This is a genomic window from Micromonospora sp. TSRI0369 (assembly GCF_001905625.1).
Classification (GTDB): domain Bacteria; phylum Actinomycetota; class Actinomycetes; order Mycobacteriales; family Micromonosporaceae; genus Micromonospora; species Micromonospora echinospora_A.
In genome coordinates this window covers 12,961-28,735 of the sequence record NZ_LIVU01000014.1, presented here as the reverse complement: position 1 = coordinate 28,735, position 15,775 = coordinate 12,961, and the positions used below count along the sequence as shown (strand labels likewise).

15 protein-coding genes are annotated in these 15,775 nt (G+C 72.2%); 7 read left to right on the top strand and 8 right to left on the bottom strand.

Features of this window, described 5'->3' with window-relative positions; genetic code table 11:
* The 4 genes from AMK25_RS29170 to AMK25_RS29155 are packed head-to-tail and all read right to left on the bottom strand — an operon-like array spanning position 1 to position 3,454.
* Positions 1-807: an SDR family NAD(P)-dependent oxidoreductase gene (locus tag AMK25_RS29170; protein ID WP_083664853.1), complete on the bottom strand. Its 807-nt coding sequence runs from the start codon at positions 805-807 to the stop codon at positions 1-3.
* Positions 800-1,390, bottom strand: coding sequence for a nuclear transport factor 2 family protein (locus tag AMK25_RS29165; RefSeq protein ID WP_073831578.1), 591 nt, complete (start codon positions 1,388-1,390; stop codon positions 800-802). The genes AMK25_RS29170 and AMK25_RS29165 overlap by 8 nt, the downstream gene beginning before the upstream one ends.
* Entirely contained in the window at positions 1,383-2,204 is an 822-nt protein-coding gene (locus AMK25_RS29160; protein ID WP_198937701.1) for an SDR family NAD(P)-dependent oxidoreductase, read from the bottom strand. Before AMK25_RS29160 ends, AMK25_RS29165 begins: the two co-directional genes overlap by 8 nt.
* Before the next feature lie 35 nt (positions 2,205-2,239).
* On the bottom strand, positions 2,240-3,454 hold the full coding sequence (locus AMK25_RS29155; RefSeq protein ID WP_073831577.1) for an MFS transporter: 1,215 nt from the start codon (positions 3,452-3,454) through the stop codon (positions 2,240-2,242).
* Positions 3,455-3,551: 97 nt separating this feature from the next.
* On the opposite strand from AMK25_RS29155, the gene AMK25_RS29150 reads away from it, so the two are divergent.
* Genes AMK25_RS29150 through AMK25_RS29140 form a run of 3 tightly spaced genes read left to right on the top strand, consistent with a single transcriptional unit; the run spans position 3,552 to position 6,793 of the window.
* Complete coding sequence (locus tag AMK25_RS29150; RefSeq protein WP_338013384.1) at positions 3,552-4,451, top strand: SDR family oxidoreductase; 900 nt, start codon at positions 3,552-3,554, stop codon at positions 4,449-4,451.
* A gap of 37 nt (positions 4,452-4,488) precedes the next feature.
* A complete protein-coding gene (locus AMK25_RS29145) occupies positions 4,489-5,637 on the top strand; it encodes an acyl-CoA dehydrogenase family protein (protein ID WP_198937709.1) in 1,149 nt (382 codons plus the stop codon).
* Between the two features lie 10 nt (positions 5,638-5,647).
* The gene (locus AMK25_RS29140) at positions 5,648-6,793 is read left to right on the top strand and encodes an acyl-CoA dehydrogenase family protein (RefSeq protein WP_143194804.1); all 1,146 of its coding nucleotides are present in this window, start codon (positions 5,648-5,650) and stop codon (positions 6,791-6,793) included.
* A gap of 84 nt (positions 6,794-6,877) precedes the next feature.
* Here the strand turns inward: AMK25_RS29140 and AMK25_RS29135 are convergent, their stop codons facing one another.
* On the bottom strand, positions 6,878-7,684 hold the full coding sequence (locus AMK25_RS29135) for an SDR family oxidoreductase (RefSeq protein ID WP_073831574.1): 807 nt from the start codon (positions 7,682-7,684) through the stop codon (positions 6,878-6,880).
* Positions 7,684-8,835 carry an acetyl-CoA C-acetyltransferase gene (locus AMK25_RS29130; protein WP_073831573.1) on the bottom strand — a complete coding sequence of 384 codons (1,152 nt, stop codon included), beginning with the start codon at positions 8,833-8,835 and terminating at the stop codon, positions 7,684-7,686. The genes AMK25_RS29135 and AMK25_RS29130 overlap by 1 nt, the downstream gene beginning before the upstream one ends.
* Before the next feature lie 183 nt (positions 8,836-9,018).
* On the opposite strand from AMK25_RS29130, the gene AMK25_RS29125 reads away from it, so the two are divergent.
* Positions 9,019-10,623 (top strand): FadD3 family acyl-CoA ligase, encoded by a 1,605-nt coding sequence (locus tag AMK25_RS29125; protein WP_198937708.1) that lies wholly within the window; start codon positions 9,019-9,021, stop codon positions 10,621-10,623.
* Positions 10,624-10,753: 130 nt separating this feature from the next.
* On the top strand, positions 10,754-11,974 hold the full coding sequence (locus tag AMK25_RS29120) for an acetyl-CoA C-acetyltransferase (protein ID WP_073831571.1): 1,221 nt from the start codon (positions 10,754-10,756) through the stop codon (positions 11,972-11,974).
* Between the two features lie 88 nt (positions 11,975-12,062).
* On the opposite strand, the gene AMK25_RS29115 is transcribed toward AMK25_RS29120, so the two are convergent.
* Both AMK25_RS29115 and AMK25_RS29110 read right to left on the bottom strand, forming a co-directional pair.
* On the bottom strand, positions 12,063-13,139 hold the full coding sequence (locus tag AMK25_RS29115; protein ID WP_073831570.1) for a phosphotransferase family protein: 1,077 nt from the start codon (positions 13,137-13,139) through the stop codon (positions 12,063-12,065).
* 54 nt (positions 13,140-13,193) lie between these two features.
* Positions 13,194-13,781 carry a TetR/AcrR family transcriptional regulator gene (locus AMK25_RS29110; RefSeq protein WP_073831569.1) on the bottom strand — a complete coding sequence of 196 codons (588 nt, stop codon included), beginning with the start codon at positions 13,779-13,781 and terminating at the stop codon, positions 13,194-13,196.
* Positions 13,782-13,968: 187 nt separating this feature from the next.
* Here AMK25_RS29110 and AMK25_RS29105 point away from each other — a divergent pair, with 187 nt between their 5' ends.
* Both AMK25_RS29105 and AMK25_RS29100 read left to right on the top strand, forming a co-directional pair.
* Entirely contained in the window at positions 13,969-14,892 is a 924-nt protein-coding gene (locus AMK25_RS29105; RefSeq protein WP_073831568.1) for an SDR family NAD(P)-dependent oxidoreductase, read from the top strand.
* A gap of 63 nt (positions 14,893-14,955) precedes the next feature.
* Positions 14,956-15,771: a sugar phosphate isomerase/epimerase family protein gene (locus AMK25_RS29100; RefSeq protein WP_073831567.1), complete on the top strand. Its 816-nt coding sequence runs from the start codon at positions 14,956-14,958 to the stop codon at positions 15,769-15,771.
* Positions 15,772-15,775 lie beyond the last annotated feature (4 nt).

The following is a 15,775-nucleotide window of genomic DNA, read 5'->3' as shown; positions in this document are numbered from 1 at the left end:
TCACTGCGTGACGGTCCACCCGCCGTCGACGACGAGCAACGCCCCGTTGACGTACGAGGCCAGCGGCGAGAGCAGGAAGAGGATCGGCCAGGCGATCTCGTCCGGCGTGGCCATCCGGTGGCTCGGCACCCGGGCCAGCACGGACTGCCCCGTCGGGGACCCGGCGAAGCCCTGCAGCCTCGGAGTGTCCACCATGCCGGGGGCGACCGCGTTGGCCCGTACGGCGTCGGCCCGGTGCGCGGCCAGGTGCCGGGTGTAGCCGACGATCGCGGCCTTCGCCGCGCTGTACCAGTCCGAGGCGGTGCCCACGACGGTGCCGGCGACCGAGGCGGTGTTCACGAGGGTCGCCCCGGGCGGGGCCTGTTCGAGCCAGACCTGGGTCACCGACCGCACGCTGCCGACACACAGCCGCACGGCGTGGTCGAAGTCGAGCTCGGTCGCCGAGGACGGGCCGGCGTTGTTGACGAGGTGGCGCACCGGCCCGTACGCCGAGCGGGCCCTGGCGAGGGCCGTGCGCACGGCCGAGGCGTCGGCGACGTCGACCACGTGGGGGTCGACCACCCCGCCCGTCGCGCGGACGGCGGCGCTCACCGCCGTGAGGGCCGCGGCGTCGAGGTCCCACGCGGACACCACGAGCCCCTGGGCCGCGGCGGCCGCCGCGGTCGCCGCTCCGATCCCGCTGCCGGCCCCGGTCACGACGACGACGTCGCCCGTGCGGAAGCCGAGCCGTGGCGCACCGGTGTCGGCCGCCGGGTTCCGGTCGCCCGCCTCGTGCGCCTCGTGTGCCGGAGTCCGCGGGTCACTCATGAGAGTGCCCGGGATCGCTGTCCGGGTCCGGCCCGCCCGCAGCCGGGCCGTCGGGCGGCCACGGGCGGTTGATCGGGTCGGAGGCGTCGCGGGCTCCCCGCAGCGACGCCTCGGGGATCGGCCACTGGCCGGCGAGGTCGTCGACCCGTTGCCACTCCGAGACGGTGAGACGTTCCTGCACCCGCCACTCGCCCGCGCGCCGGGTGACGAGGTCGACGTAGCGGAATCCGCTGATGATGTTGCCGCGTGGCGGCTCGGACGTGCTGCGCTGGAACGCGATGCCGTACGTCTCGGCCCGGGCGCGGTCCGGGTCGGCCGGGTCGAGTTCGACCAGGATGTTCGTCAGGTAGTGCATCGTCATGGTGCGCCGCGCCACGAGCGCGAAGACCATGTCCAGCGTCGTGTCCCGTTCGGCAGTGGTCCCGCCGAGGGTGATCCGGGCGTCCGGGTGGAAGGCGCTCGCGGCCAGGTCCCGGTCCATCCGGTCGATCCCGCGCGCGTAGCGCAGCAGGGCCCGCTCGACGGCCCGCTCGGCGAGCAGCGCGTCCAGCTCGGCCGGGAGGGACCGCGACGGTTCAGACACCGAAGCCTCCGTCGACGTCGAGCTTCTGCCCGGTGATGAAGCCGGCCCGGTCGCTGGCCAGGAAGCAGGCGGCCTCGGCGATGTCGAGGGCGCTGCCGAACCGCCGCAGCGGAGTCGAGGAGCGGGCGACGGCCAGGGCGCGTTCGTCGAGGTCCCCCGAGGAGATCAGCCGCTCGGCCATCCCGTCGGTGAGCATGCCCGGCCCGACGCAGTTGAACCGGATGCCGAAGCGGCCCTCCTCGTTGGCGAAGGCCCGTACGAGCGCCTCGACCGCCGCCTTCGGCGCGGCGGAGAGGCCGTCCCGGGCGGGATAGCGCGTCGTCGCCGCGGTCGTGATCGCCACGACGTTGCCACGGCTCTGACGCAGCGCCGAAAGGCAGGCCGAGACCAGCGTGAAGAAGGCCGTCGTGTCGTTTGCGACCTGCGTGGCGAACTGCTCGGGACGCACTGTGGACAGGTGCCGCATCGGCACGTGCGGCCCGGCCGCGTGCACGATCGTGTGCAGCGGTCCGCGGCTTCCGGTGAGGTCCGCCACGAGCGCGGCGGTGGCCTCGGCGTCGGTGAGATCGAGGTGGTGCGCCGAGTGCGTGCCGGACGCGACGGACGGCAGTTCGTCGAGCACCTGCCGGGCGGCGTCGGCGTCGCTGCGGTAGGTGATCGCCACCGCGGACCCCCGGCGCGCCAGTTCGCGGGCGATGATCCGGCCGAGGCCGCCGGTGCCGCCGGTGACGAGCGCGACACCGGCGCGGTGGACGAAGTCGGCGGGCACGGGCAGTGGCGCCGTGGGCGCGGTCGGGGAGGACTGGTCGGTCACGACAACTCCTGAGGAGGTGGGAGGGCCGGGGGAGGTCAGGTCGCGGGGAGGGGGTCGGCGCGTCCGCGGCGCAACCACAGGAGCACGGTGGCGGCCGTGGCCAGGCATGCGGCGGCGTACAGCAGGAACGCGGTCGTGGAGCCGAGCCACGTGCTCAGCCCGCCGAGCAGGAGGGCGCCGAACGGCATGCCACCCCAGCCGAGGAAGTAGAGGCTCATCACCCGGCCGCGCTGCGCGTCGTCGACGACCTTCTGGACCACCGTCTGCAGGGTCACCATGGCGCCGATGCTGAACGTGCCGCACAGCAGCGCGGCCGCCGCGAGCACGGGCACCGTCGTGGCGGCGCCGAGCAGGGCGTTGCTCAGGCCGAGCAGAACGAGGGTGACAGCGGCGTGCCACACGGTGGCGATGCGCTCGGAGAGGCGGGCCACGACGAGGATCCCGAGGAGCGAGCCCAGCCCGGTCAGCGCCACGAGCACGGGGAAGACCGGGTCCGGGTTGTCAGTGGTCGCGGCCGCCCGGACGGGGAGCTGGGTGGTGAAGGCGCACCCGAAGAACGCGTTGACCGCGACGATGACGAGGCAGAGCGCGGCCGGGGGACGCTCGCGGGCGTGCCGGATCCCGGCGCGTACCTGGGTGGCCAGGCTCTCCCGGGCCACCCGGACGGCCGGCGGGATGCGCCGGGTGCGGACCGCTAACGCGGCGGCGGCCGCGGCGAGAGTGAGCGTCGCGTACATCACGAACGTGCCCAGCGGTCCCCAGGCCACGAGGATCAGCCCGGCGACCGCGGGGCCGATCGAGCGGGCGAGGTTGAGCCCGGCAGCCTGGATCGGTACGGCGTGGCCGAGCGCCTCGGCCGGGACGGTGTTGGCCACGAGTGCCTGGGTCACGGGGGACAGGAAGCTGATTCCGGTGCCGGCGAGGAAGGCGAGCCCGAGCATCACGGGCAGGGCGACGATGCTGGCCGCGATCGTCGCCGCACAGACTCCGGCCAGGACGGTGGTCGCCAGGAGCACGCCGATCTGCAGGCGGCGCCGGTCGACGGCGTCGGCCAGCACCCCGGCCGGGATGGAGAAGAGCGTGAACGGCACGAGCAGGCAGAAGAAGAGCGCCCCCATCGTCGCCGGGGTGGCGTCGCTCTCGATGAGCACCGACTGGAAGGCGATGTTGCAGCCCCAGTAGCCGGCCTGGGACAAGACCAGGGTCAGGAGTACGAAGCGGAAGTCTCGGAATTGCAGGGCCGAGAACATTTTCACGTCTTTCGCCATCCTTCTGTCGTTTCCGGGACCCTACCAAGCGCTTGCTTGCATCGCTAGTGTCGGGTGTGGTTTTCTTCCCGTACCTCGAGTGAAAGGGCGTGCCGTGAGCGGCTTCTGCGCAGGACGAACGGTGATCGTGACCGGAGCCGGACAGGGGCTGGGCCGGGTCCACGCCCTCGAGTTCGCCCGGCAGGGCGCCGAGGTCGTCGTCAACGACATCGAGAGCAGCCGGGAGGCGGCCCAGGCCGTCGTCGACGAGATCCGCGCACTGGGCGGTCACGCGGTCGTCAGCACCGGTGACGTCAGCGACTGGGCCTACGGTGAGCGGCTCGTACGCGAGACGGTCGAGACCTTCGGCGGGCTGCACACCCTCGTCAACAACGCCGGCATCAACCGCGACCGGATGCTGGTCAACATGAGCGAGCAGGAGTGGGACCTCGTCCTGCGGGTCGACCTCAAGGGACACTTCGTCCCGATGCGCCACGCCGCCGCCTACTGGCGGGACGCGGCCAAGGCCGGCCGCCGGATCGCCGCGCGCGTCGTCAACACCTCCTCCGGCGCAGGGCTCATGGGCAGCGTCGGACAGGGCAACTACGGCGCCGCCAAGGCCGGGATCGCCGCCCTGACCCAGATCGCCGCCGCCGAGTGGGCCCGCTACGGCATCGTCGTCAACGCGATCGCCCCCTCGGCCCGTACCCCGATGACCGAGGGCGTCTTCGCCGAGGCGATGGCCGCCCCCGAGACGGGCTTCGACGCGATGGACCCGGCCAACGTCTCCCCGCTCGTGGTCTGGCTCGGCTCCGACGCCGCGCAGGCCGTCAGCGGCGCCGTCTTCGAGGTCGCCGGCGGCGAGGTATCGCTCGCCGACGGCTGGCGCCACGGGGCGGCCGCCAGCAAGGGCGCGCGGTGGGAGCCGGAGGAGCTCACCGACGTGGTCGCCGACCTCATCGCCCGCTCCGAGCCGCCGACCCCCGTCTACGGTGCCTGACATGGGTGCTGACGCAGCACGGGCCACCGGTGCGCCGGTGAGCGACGAGCAGTTCCGGGCCGAGATCCGCGGCTGGCTCCAGGAGGCCCTCACCGGGCCGTTCGCCGAGGCGGTCGGCACCGGCGGCGAGGGACGCGAGCACGAGGCGCACGAGCTGCGCCGCGAGTGGGAGCGCCACCTGGGCCGGGCCGGCTGGATCGGCCTCTCCTGGCCCACCGAGTACGGCGGTCGCCCCGCGACCCTCGCCCAGCAGGTCATCTTTCACGAGGAGTACGCCCGCGCCGGCGCACCCGGCCGGCTCGGGCACATGTCCGAGCAGCTGCTCGGCCCGACCCTGCTCGCATTCGGCACGCCGGAGCAGAAGGCGCGCTTCCTGCCCCGCATCACCAGCGGCGAGGACATCTGGTGCCAGGGCTACTCCGAGCCCGGCGCGGGCTCGGACCTCGCCGGGGTGCGCACCCGCGCCGAGCGCCGGGGCGACCACTACGTCATCAGCGGGCAGAAGGTGTGGACCTCGCTCGCGCACCTGGCCGACTGGTGCTTCGTGCTGTGCCGCACCGATCCCGGCTCGACCCGCCACGCGGGGCTTTCCTACCTGCTGGTGCCGATGAATCAGCCCGGCGTGACGGTGCGCCCGATCACCCAGCTGACCGGCACGAGCGAGTTCAACGAGGTCTTCTTCGACGAGGCGGTCGCTGCCGTCGAGCACCGCGTCGGCGCCGAGGGCGAGGGCTGGAAGGTCGCCATGGGCACCCTGGGCTTCGAGCGCGGCGTGTCCACCCTCGGCCAGCAGATCGGCTTCCGCCGGCGCCTCGACGCCGTCATCGCCCGGGCCCACTCCAACGGCGCCTGGCAGGAGCCGGCGCTGCGTGACCGCCTCGTCGACGCCTACATCGGGCTTGAGGTGATGCGGCACTCGGCGGTGCGGCTGCTCGCGTCCGCCGGTGAGGGGCTGTCCGGGCTGGAGGCGTCGATCTCCAAGCTCCAGTGGGCCACGTGGAACCGTTCGCTGGGTGAGCTCGCGGTCGACGTCGAGGGGGCCGGGGCGCTGCTCACCGGGCCCGGGTACGAGCTGGACGACGCCCAGACCCACTTCCTCTTCAGCCGCGCCAACACGATCTACGGCGGCTCCAACGAGATCCAGCGCAACATCATCGCCGAGCGCCTGCTCGGCCTGCCCCGATGAGGTGGAGACGATGACCGGATCGCACGCCGACCCTCGTGCCGTGGCCGAGACGTCGCACACGGAGGCGGCCGAGGATCTCGCCCAGATCCGTGCCTCCGTGGCCGAGGTGCTCGACGGGCAGGCCGACCTGCGCCGAACCCACGAGGTCATGGTCGGGGAGAAGGGCTACGACCCGCTGCTGCACGAGTTGCTCACGGCCGAGCTGGGCCTGCTCGGCCTCGTCGTACCGGAGCACCTCGGCGGGCTCGGCCTCGACGTGCCCGCCGCGACAGCCGTCATCGAGGAGCTCGGGGCCCGGCTCGTGCCGGGCGCGCTCGCGACGAGCCTCACCGCGATCCTCGCCGCCCGCGCCCTCGGCCCGAGCGCCGAGCCTCTGCTGGCACGCGTCGTGGACGAGCAGCTGACCCTGGCCGTTGCGCTCGCCGAGGACGGCGCGGGCTGGGATCTCGAACAGACCGCCACCCGGGCCACCGGCGCCGGGGACGAGTGGGCGCTGACCGGGACGAAGACGCTCGTCGCCGGGGCCGAAGCCGCCCGGGTCGTTCTCGTCACCGCCCGGAACCCCGGTGGTGAGCTCGGCGTCTACGCCGTGGACCGGGCCGCCGACGGGGTGGACGTGCGGACGCACATGACGCTCGACCAGACCCGGCGGCTGAGCACCGTGCACCTGCGCGGGGCCGCCGCCAGCCGGGTCGACGCCCCCGGCGCCGAGGGTGCCCGGGTGCTGCTGGATCACGTACGCGCCATGCTCGCGCTGGAATCGGCGGCCGCCGCCCGCGCCTGCCTCGACATCACCGTCGACTACCTCAAGGTCCGGGAGCAGTTCGGCCGCCCGATCGGGTCGTTCCAGGCACTCAAGCACCGCTGCGCCGACCTCGCCGTCGCGGTCGCCGGAGCGCGGGCCACTGCCGACCACCTCGTCACGACGCTACGCACCGGTGCCGCCACCCGCTCGCACGACGCGGCACTGGCCAAGCTCGTGTGCGCCGACACGCTGATGACCGTCGCGGCCGAGGCGATCCAGTTGCACGGCGGTATCGGGTTCACCTTCGAGCACCACGCGCACCTGTTCTTCAAGCGCGGAAAGTCGGCCCAGCTGCTGGCCGGTTCTCCGACGGCGGTTCGCGCCGAGGTGGCAGCGCTCGCCGGCCTCTGAGCGAGCCGCCGAACTCCACGGCAGGCAGGGACGGAGGGCCGCACCGAACCGGTGCGGCCCTCCGTCGTACGTGCGCCGCGGCGCTCAGCCGAGCGGACCGGTGCCGGGCGGCTGGGCGGCCAGATGCCGCGACGGGATCTCCCCACCACCGTCGATGACGATCTCCGTGCCGGTGACGTAACCGGACAGCGGCGAGACGAGCAACAGGCAGGCCGCGGCGATGTCGGCCGGGGTGGCCATCCGACCCATGGGGATCGTCCGCGCCACACGATCCTGCCCCGCCTCGTCGCCGTAGTAGAGATGCGAGAGCTCGGTCTGTACGAGCCCCACAGTCACCTGGTTGACCCGTACGGCGGGTGCGAAGTCAAGCCCGAGGCACCGGGTCAGCATCGTCAGGCCCGCCTTGGCCGCGGCGTACGCGGCGGTGTCCGGGGCCGGGTTGGCTCCGGCGACCGAGCCGATGTTGATGATTGTCCCGCTGCCCTGACGCTGCATGACCTCGTTGGCCTGCTGCGCGACGTAGAACGGGGCGAGCAGGTTGAGCGTGACGACCGCCGAGACGAAGCGGGGAGACACCGTGGCGGTGTCGGCGCTCGGTGCGCCACCGGCGTTGTTGACCAGGATGTCGAGCTGGCCGAACCGGTCCACCGCCGCGGCGACGAGGGCTTTGGCCTGCTCCGGATCGCGGACGTCCGACTGGACGAAGACGGGGGTGCGTCCGTCAATCTCGGGCAGTTGCTCGGGCTCGCTGCGGCCGCACACGAGCACCCGCGCCCCGGCCTTGAGGAAGGCGCGGGTGATCTCGGCGCCGATACCACGGGTGCCTCCGGTGACGACGGCGACCTGGCCGGTCAGGTCGACGCCGCCGGGCGTCGTGGGGGAGTGGGTCATCAGAGCCTCTCGATGATCGTGACGTTGGCCTGGCCGCCGCCCTCACACATCACCTGCAGGCCGTAGCGGCCGCCGGTGCGCTCGAGCTCGTGCAACAGGGTGGTCATCAGCCGGGCGCCGGTGGCGCCGAGCGGGTGGCCCAGGGCGATCGCGCCGCCGTTGACGTTGACCCGCTCCGGGTCGGCCCTCGTCTCCTTGAGCCAGGCGAGCACGACCGAGGCGAACGCCTCGTTGATCTCGAACAGATCGATGTCGTCGATCGACAGCCCGGTGCGCTCGAGCGCGTGGGCGGTGGCGGGGATCGGGGCGGTGAGCATCAGCACCGGGTCGTCGGCGCGTACCGACAGGTGGTGGATCCGGGCGCGCGGGGTCACCCCGTGCTCGGCCACTGCCCGCTCGCTCATGACGAGCAGCGCCGCCGCGCCGTCGCAGATCTGGCTCGCCACGGCGGCGGTGACCCGGCCGCCCGGGGTCAGCGGGTCGAGGCCGGCCATCTTCTCCAGGCTCGTGTCGGCGCGCGGACAGGTGTCGGTGTCGACCTCGCCGACGGCGCGGATCTCGCGGCTGAAGCGGCCCTCGGCGATGGCCCGCAGGGCCCGCTCGTGGCTACGCAGGGCGAAGCGCTCCATGTCCTTCCGGCTCACGCCCCACTTCTCGGCGATCATCTCGGCTGAGCGGAACTGCGAGATCTGCTCGTCGCCGTAGCGCTTGCGCCAGCCGACGGACCCGGAGAAGGGGTCGGAGAAGCCGTACTGCTGACCGGTGAGCATCGCGGCCGAGATGGGGATGGCGCTCATGTTCTGCACGCCCCCGGCGACGACGACGTCGTTGACTCCGGCCATGACGGCCTGGGCTGCGAAGTGCACCGCCTGTTGGCTCGAGCCGCACTGCCGGTCCACTGTGACGCCGGGTACGTGCTGCGGGAGCCCGGCGGCGAGCCAGGCGGTGCGGGCGATGTCCCCGGCCTGGGAGCCGATGGTGTCGACGCAGCCGAACACGACGTCCTCGACGGCGTCGGGATCGACCCCCGAGGAACTCATGAGGCTGGTGAGCGCGGCGGCGCCCAGGTCGGCGGAGTGGATGTCGGCGAGCGCGCCGCCGCGTCGCGTGACGGGGGTGCGGACGGCGTCCACGATGTATGCCTCTGCCACCGGGTTTCCTTCCTTCACATGCCTCACCGGTCGGTGCCGGAGGTCGGATCGGTTGAGTCGGCGTGGCTCGCTGACGCTGGTCGCCGCCGTCGCCAACGCTAGTCTAGCAAGCGCTTGGTTGGTAGTCTGTGCTTCGTTTCCGACAAGTGACCGGCTCCGCGTGAGGAGATGTGCGTGAGTGACGTGTTGACCACGATCCCCGCCCTGCTGCGGCAGGCCGCGCAGGACGCCGCCGAAGTCGAGGCGCTCGTTGACGGGGACGTGCGGATGACCTTCGCCGAGCTCGACGCCGCCGTCAACAGGTTCGCGCGGGCCGCTGTCGCGCACGGTCTCGAGCCAGGGGACCGCGTCATCGTCTGGGCCCCGAACAGCGCCGACTGGGTCGTCAGCGCCCTCGGCGTGCTGGCGGCGGGGGGCGTGCTGTGCCCCGTCAACACCCGCTTCCGCGGTGCGGAGGCGCGGTCCGTCATCGCCAAGGTCCGGGCCACGATGGTCGTCCTCGACGACGCCTTCCTGGACGCCCACTACCTGGCCGCGCTGCGCGGCGACGGGCCGCCGCCGGCCGCCGGCCGCCCGGTGCCGCTGCTGCCCTCGGTGCGTACCGTCGTCGACCTGTCCGCCACCGGCGTCGAGCAGACCGATGACGGCGTGTGGTCCCTGGCGGCCTTCACCGCGCTGGCCGACCAGGTCGAGCCCGGGGTCGTCGACGAACGGATCGCCGCCCTTTCCCCGGAGAGCGTGGCCGACATCCTGTTCACCTCGGGCACCACCGGCTACCCCAAGGGCGCGATGGTCTCGCACGCCTCGAACCTTCGCGTCGACAGGGAGTGGGCCCGCCTCGTCGGGCTGCGGCGAGGCGACCGCTATCTCATGGTCAACCCGTTCTTCCACAGCTTCGGCTACCGGGCCGGCATCCTGGCCTGCCTCCTCATGCGCGCCACGATCATCCCGGTCGCGGTGTTCGCCGTCGAGACCGTGCTGCGTCTCATCGAGCAGGAACGGGTCACGGTCTTCCCCGGCGCGCCCACCGTCTACACGTCCCTGCTCGAACACCCCGAACTCGGCCGGTACGACCTCAGCTCGGTACGCCTGGCCGTCACCGGCGCCACGATCGTGCCGGTGCCGCTGCTGCGCCGGATGCGCGAGGAACTCGGCTTCCGCGACGTCATCACCGCCTACGGCCTGACCGAGACGTGCGGCACCGCAACCGTGTGCCCGCCCGACGCCGGCCTCGAGCGGATCTCGACCAGCTGCGGGCGGGCGATCCCGGGCACCGAGTTGCGAATCGCCGGCCTCGACGGACAGGCGCTGCCGGCCGGGGAGTCGGGCGAGGTGCTCGTGCGGGGCTACAACGTGATGGCGGGCTACTTCGAGGACCCGGACGCCACGGCGCAGGCCATCGACGAGGACGGCTGGCTGCACACCGGTGACGTCGGCTGGGTCGACGAGGACGGCTATCTGCGCATCACCGACCGGATCAAGGACGTCTACATGGTCGGGGGCTTCAACGTCTACCCCGCCGAGGTCGAGCGTGTGCTGTCCGAACATCCCGCCGTCTTCGACGTCGCAGTCGTCGGGGTCCCGGACGCGCGGATGGGCGAGGTCGGCAGCGCCTTCGTGCAGACCGTTCCCGCCTGGAGCGGGGACGAGTCGGCGCTCGTCGACGAGCTCGATGCGTGGTGCCGGGAGCGGCTGGCCAACTTCAAGCGCCCGCGCAGCTTCACAGTGGTTCCGACGCTGCCACGAACCGCGAGCGGAAAGATCCAGAAGTTCAAGCTCACCAGGTGAGCCCGGCGTTGCGTTTCGTGCGGACGCACCGGCCCCGGTGCCCTGCCCGCCGGCAGGCCCGACCCCCCGACCAGACCTGACACCGACGGCACCGCCGTCACGGGCGCCAGCCCGAGAACCGGAGGACACCATGCAGGACGCAGTCATCGTCGCCGCGGCGCGCTCGCCGATCGGCCGGGCCTTCAAGGGGTCGTTGGCCTCGATGCGGGCCGACGACCTGGCCACCCAGATGATCCAGGCGGCCCTGGCCCAGGTGCCGGCGCTCGACCCGACCCAGATCGACGATCTCATGCTCGGCTGCGCGCAGCCGGCCGGCGAGCAGGGCTGGGGCCTCGGGCGCGTCGTCGCGGTCGAGCTCGGGCTCGACCGGGTCCCCGGGACGACAGTGCAGCGGTACTGCGCATCCAGCTTGCAGACGACCAGGATGGCGCTGCACGCCATCCGCTCCGGTGAGGCGGACGTGCTCGTCTCCGCCGGGGTCGAGGCCGTCTCGCGCTTCGCCGCCGGCAAGTCCGACGGCATGCCGGACACGAAGAACCCGATCTTCGCCGCGGCGGGGGAGCGCACCGCCGCCCGCGGACGGGGTGGCGCCGGCCCGTGGACCGACCCACGCGACGCGAATGAACTGCCCGACGTCTACATCGCGATGGGCGAGACCGCCGAGAACGTCGCGAGCCACCGCGGTGTGAGCCGCGCCGAGCAGGACGAGTGGGCCGCCACGAGCCAGCAGCGGGCCCAGGCCGCGATCGAGTCGGGCTTCTTCGCCACCGACATCACGCCGGTGACCCTCGCCGACGGCACCGTCGTGGCCACCGACGACAGCCCTCGCGCCGGAGTGACGGCCGACTCGCTGTCCGGCCTCAAACCGGCCTTCCGGCCCGACGGTACGGTGACCGCGGGCAACTGCTGCCCGCTCAACGACGGCGCGGCCGCCCTCATCATCATGTCCAGCCGTAAGGCCGCCGAACTCGGCGTGACGCCGCTGGCCCGGATCCTGTCCACTGGTGTCTCGGCGATCTCGCCGGAGATCATGGGTCTCGGCCCGGTCGAGGCGTCGAGGCGGGCCCTCGCGCTGGCCGGGCTCTCGATGGCCGACATCGATCTCGTCGAGCTCAACGAGGCATTCGCCGCTCAGGTCGTCCCCTCCATCTCGGACCTCAAGGCCAACCCCGAGCGGGTCAACGTCCACGGCGGCGCGATCGCCCTGGGCCACCCGTTCGGTCAGACCGGAGCGCGGATGACGACGACGCTCATCAACGGGCTGCGGGCCCGGGACGGCCAGTTCGGTCTCGAGACGATGTGCACCGCCGGTGGCCAGGGCATGGCGATGGTCATCGAGCGGCTCTCCTAGACCAGGTGTGTCGAAGTCCCCGGCCGACCGGGGACTTCGACACCCGGCTCATGCCACCACGCCGGGTGCGTGCGCGGTCGGGCGAGGATCAGCGCTGGCGCAGCGCCGCCGCGAGGGCCGCCGCCCGGCCGGCAACAGCGGCCGACTGCTCGGCGAACGAGGCCGCCGTGCGGTCGCCACCGCTCATCGCGCCCTGCGCGATCCTGGTGTACACGCCCTCGACGATGCACGCGGTCTTCCACCAGTTGTAGGCGACGAAGTAGTCGATCCGCGCCGGGTCGGTGCCGGTGGCGAGGCAGTACCGGGAGAGCAGTTCGTCCCGGGTCGAGAAGCCGGGCAGGACCGTGGCCGGGTCATGCAGCGCGCGGGCCGGGTCGTCGGCCTGCGCCCAGTAGACGAGCAGTTGACCGACGTCGGCCAGCGGGTCTCCGATCGTGGTCAGCTCCCAGTCGAGCACGCCCTGAACCCGCCATCGAGAGTCGAGCATGCAGTTGTCGAGGCGGAAGTCGCCGTGCACGATCCCCGAGCGGGACTGCTCGGGCGCCGCGGCCACGAGGTGCTCGTGCGCGGTCTGCAAATCGGGCAGGTCGCGGATCCTGCTCCGGCGCCAGTTCTCGTGCCAGCGCCCGAGCTGCCGGGTGAGGTAGTCACGGCGACCGGCCAGACCCCCCAGCCCGATGACCTCCGGGGCGAGTCGGTGCAGGGCCACGAGAGCGTCGACGAGCGTGGGGCCGATGAGCGCGCGGTCGGCCTCGGTGGTGAGCCGCCCGACGTCGGCGGGATTGCGCAGGATCACGCCGTCGAGGTGCTCGAGTACGACGAGAGGGGCGCCGGCCACCTCGCCCGTCTCCTCGACGGCGAGCACTCGCGGCACCGGGAGGTGGCCGTGCAGACCGCGCAGGATCCGCGCCTCGCGCAGTACGTCGTGTGCGGTGGCCGGGTGGTTTCCGAGCGGTGGACGGCGCAGCACGACGACGTGGCCGGCCGCGTCGGTGGTCCGGTAGGTCAGGTTGGAGCGCCCGCCAGCGATGACCTCGTGTCGGAGGTTTCCCTGCAACTCGGGCACCGCCCGGCCGAGCCAGGCGTCGACCCCCGCCGGGAGCCCGGCGTGCCGGGTGGTGTCGATCGGGGCCGGGCCTGTCCGGGCGTGACCTGCTGCCGTCATGGGTGCGCCTCCTCTTCGGAAGCTACCCTAGCAAGCGCTTGGTTGTCCGAGCGCTCAGTCGCTCGCGAGAATTCCGTCGAGGAACACCGAGACGAAGTCGTCGGCGAATTTCGCCATGGAGTACGACGGGGTCGGCTTGAACCAGCGGACCGAGAGCCACAGCGAGTCACGCAGCATGCCGTGCAGCACGCGTACCGGGATGTCGTTGCGGAAGTCGCCAGTGGCGATTCCCGCCTCGAGCACCTGGATCCAGGCCCGCTGGATCGTGGTGGCCGCGTCGCGGATGTGCTCATAGCCGTCGATCTTGGGCAGGTAGTTGCTGGAGTTCTGGTATATCTCGGTCGCGTGCGGGTGGGCCTCGATGTTGGCCAGCGAGCTCGTGACGAGCTTGCGCAACTGGATCGCCGGCTTCTCCTCGGACTCCAGCACCTGGGCGTAGCGGTAGGTCAGGTCGGTCAGATAGTCCGAGATGATCGCGTTGACCATCTCGTCCTTGGACTTGAAGTGGTGGTAGAGGCTGCCCGAGAGGATGCCGACCGAGTCGGCGATCTCGCGGACGGTCGTGGCATCGATTCCTTTGGCCGCGAAAAGGTGCGCGGCGTTGTCGAGGATGACCGAGCGCCGGTCCTGGGTCGTCGACATGGGGGTGCTCCCGGTTCCTCGAGCATATGTGTTGGTCAAGCGCTTGCTTTATATCACTTCGATGCCTTCAGCATGATAAGGGCAGCCCTCCTTGACCGGGGTCCTCGCAACGCCTATGGTCCAGCCAACCAAGCGCTCGTTCGGTAGCCCGCGCTGCGGATCCCGATCAGCCGAGAGGGGCTGCCCGATGTCCGATCCGGTCCCCACCGTCCCGTCCGGGCGTCCGCCCGCCACCAGGTCTACCGGCCTGCTCGCCGGTCGCGTCGTCCTCGTCACCGGCGCCGCCAACGGGTTGGGAGCGGCATACGCGCGCGGCATCGCCGCGGCCGGGGCCCACGTGGTCGCCGTCGACGTCGACGCGGACGGACTCCAGCGGCTCGGCGGGCAGCTCGCCGCGGCTGACGGCCAGGGCTCGATCCGGGTCGCCGACGTCGCGGACTGGGCGGGTGCCCACGACCTCGTGCGTGACTGCCTCGCCGAGCACGGCAGGCTCGACGGCCTCGTCAACAACGCCGGCGTCTTCGCCATGGCCCGCGCCGGCGCCGAGTCCGAGGCCACGGTGCGCCGGATGCTCGAGGTAAACGTGCTCGGCGCCGTCGCCTGGGGAGACGCCGCCATCGCGGCGATGCGTACCCAGGGTCACGGGGTCCTGGTCAACGTCACCTCGGGCGAGCAGATGGGCCGTGCCGAGACGGCCGTGTACGGGGCGACGAAGGCCGCGATCGCCACGCTCACCTACGCGTGGGCGGCCGAACTCGCCGACGTCGGAATCCGCGTCAACGCGATCTCCCCGAACGCGCAGACCCGGATGGCCGAGGTGCTCGAGCAGTTCCGCGGCGCACCGAGCGGGCAGAACGCGGGCATTGCGCCCGAGGCCAACGTGCCGCTGCTGCTCTACCTGCTCTCCGACCTCAGCGTCGGGCTGACCGGCCAGGTGCTGCGCTCCTACGGTTCCGAACTCATGCTGACGACCCACCCGGCGCTCGCCGAGCCCGTGCTGCGGCACACGGCGTGGACCCCGGAGCGCATCGCCGAGGCCGTCACGGCGCGGCTGCTGCCGCACCTGGCACCCCTCGGGATGCGCCGGGCGCGCGTCGAATACCTCGACTGACCCGCCATCCGAGACCGACCCGACGTCCCGCACCCGGACGACCGCCGAGCCGACAGGAGCCCGATGTCCGTCACGACCAACCCGGTCTGCGTCAGCGGAATGGCCGCGATGTCCTGGGACCTTCCCGAGGAGATCGCGATGTACCAGCGTACCGGCACCGACCTCGTCGGCCTGCAGCGCAGCAAGGCCGCCTCCTTCGGCGTGGCGGCTCTCGGAGACCTGTTCGCCCGGCACGAGGTACGGCTCGGCTACCTCGTGCACAGCTTCACCGCCCACCCGGACGACGAGTCGGGCTGGGCGCAGCAGGTCGCGGCGTTGCAGGACGGCGTCGTCGACGCCGGTCGGCTCGGGGCCGACCTCGTCTACCTCACCTCGGGCCCCTCGGCGCACCTGACGTGGGAGGAGGCGGCCGGCCGGTTCGCCGAGCGGATCGCTCCGGTCGTGGCCACCGCCCCCGAGCACGGGGTGCGCCTGGGTGTGGAGAACACCCTGCCGGTCAAGTGCGACCTCAGCTTCACCCACACCGCGCGCGACGCGCTCGCCCTGGCCGACCTCTGCGGCATCGGCATCTGCCTCGACCTCTACTGCTGCTGGCAGGAGCGGGGCCTGACCGGCCTCATCCGCGACCGGGTCGGTCAGGTCGAGTTGCTGCAGGTGTCCGACTTCCGGGTCGGCACCTCGACCTTCCCGAACCGGTGGGTGCCCGGGGACGGTGATCTGCCGATGGCCGGTCTGTTGGCGAGCGTGCTGCGGGCCGGCTACACCGGCATCGTCGACGTCGAGTTGATCGGCCCCGCCATCGAGGCCGAGGGCGCCGAGTCGGCGGTGACCCGCTCGATCGCGTGGACGCGCGAGCAGATCGCGGTGGCGCGTCCCTGAGCGC

Bases quoted from the DNA above. Each gene is read 5' to 3' on its own strand.
- AMK25_RS29115 (WP_073831570.1), bottom strand. From the start codon at position 13,139: ATGACGGCAGCAGGTCACGCCCGGACAGGCCCGGCCCCGATCGACACC.
- AMK25_RS29105 (WP_073831568.1), top strand. From the start codon at position 13,969: ATGTCCGATCCGGTCCCCACCGTCCCGTCCGGGCGTCCGCCCGCCACC.
- AMK25_RS29120 (WP_073831571.1), top strand. From the start codon at position 10,754: ATGCAGGACGCAGTCATCGTCGCCGCGGCGCGCTCGCCGATCGGCCGG.
- AMK25_RS29100 (WP_073831567.1), top strand. From the start codon at position 14,956: ATGTCCGTCACGACCAACCCGGTCTGCGTCAGCGGAATGGCCGCGATG.
- AMK25_RS29155 (WP_073831577.1), bottom strand. From the start codon at position 3,454: ATGTTCTCGGCCCTGCAATTCCGAGACTTCCGCTTCGTACTCCTGACC.
- AMK25_RS29135 (WP_073831574.1), bottom strand. From the start codon at position 7,684: ATGACCCACTCCCCCACGACGCCCGGCGGCGTCGACCTGACCGGCCAG.
- AMK25_RS29170 (WP_083664853.1), bottom strand. From the start codon at position 807: ATGAGTGACCCGCGGACTCCGGCACACGAGGCGCACGAGGCGGGCGAC.
- AMK25_RS29140 (WP_143194804.1), top strand. From the start codon at position 5,648: ATGACCGGATCGCACGCCGACCCTCGTGCCGTGGCCGAGACGTCGCAC.
- AMK25_RS29110 (WP_073831569.1), bottom strand. From the start codon at position 13,781: ATGTCGACGACCCAGGACCGGCGCTCGGTCATCCTCGACAACGCCGCG.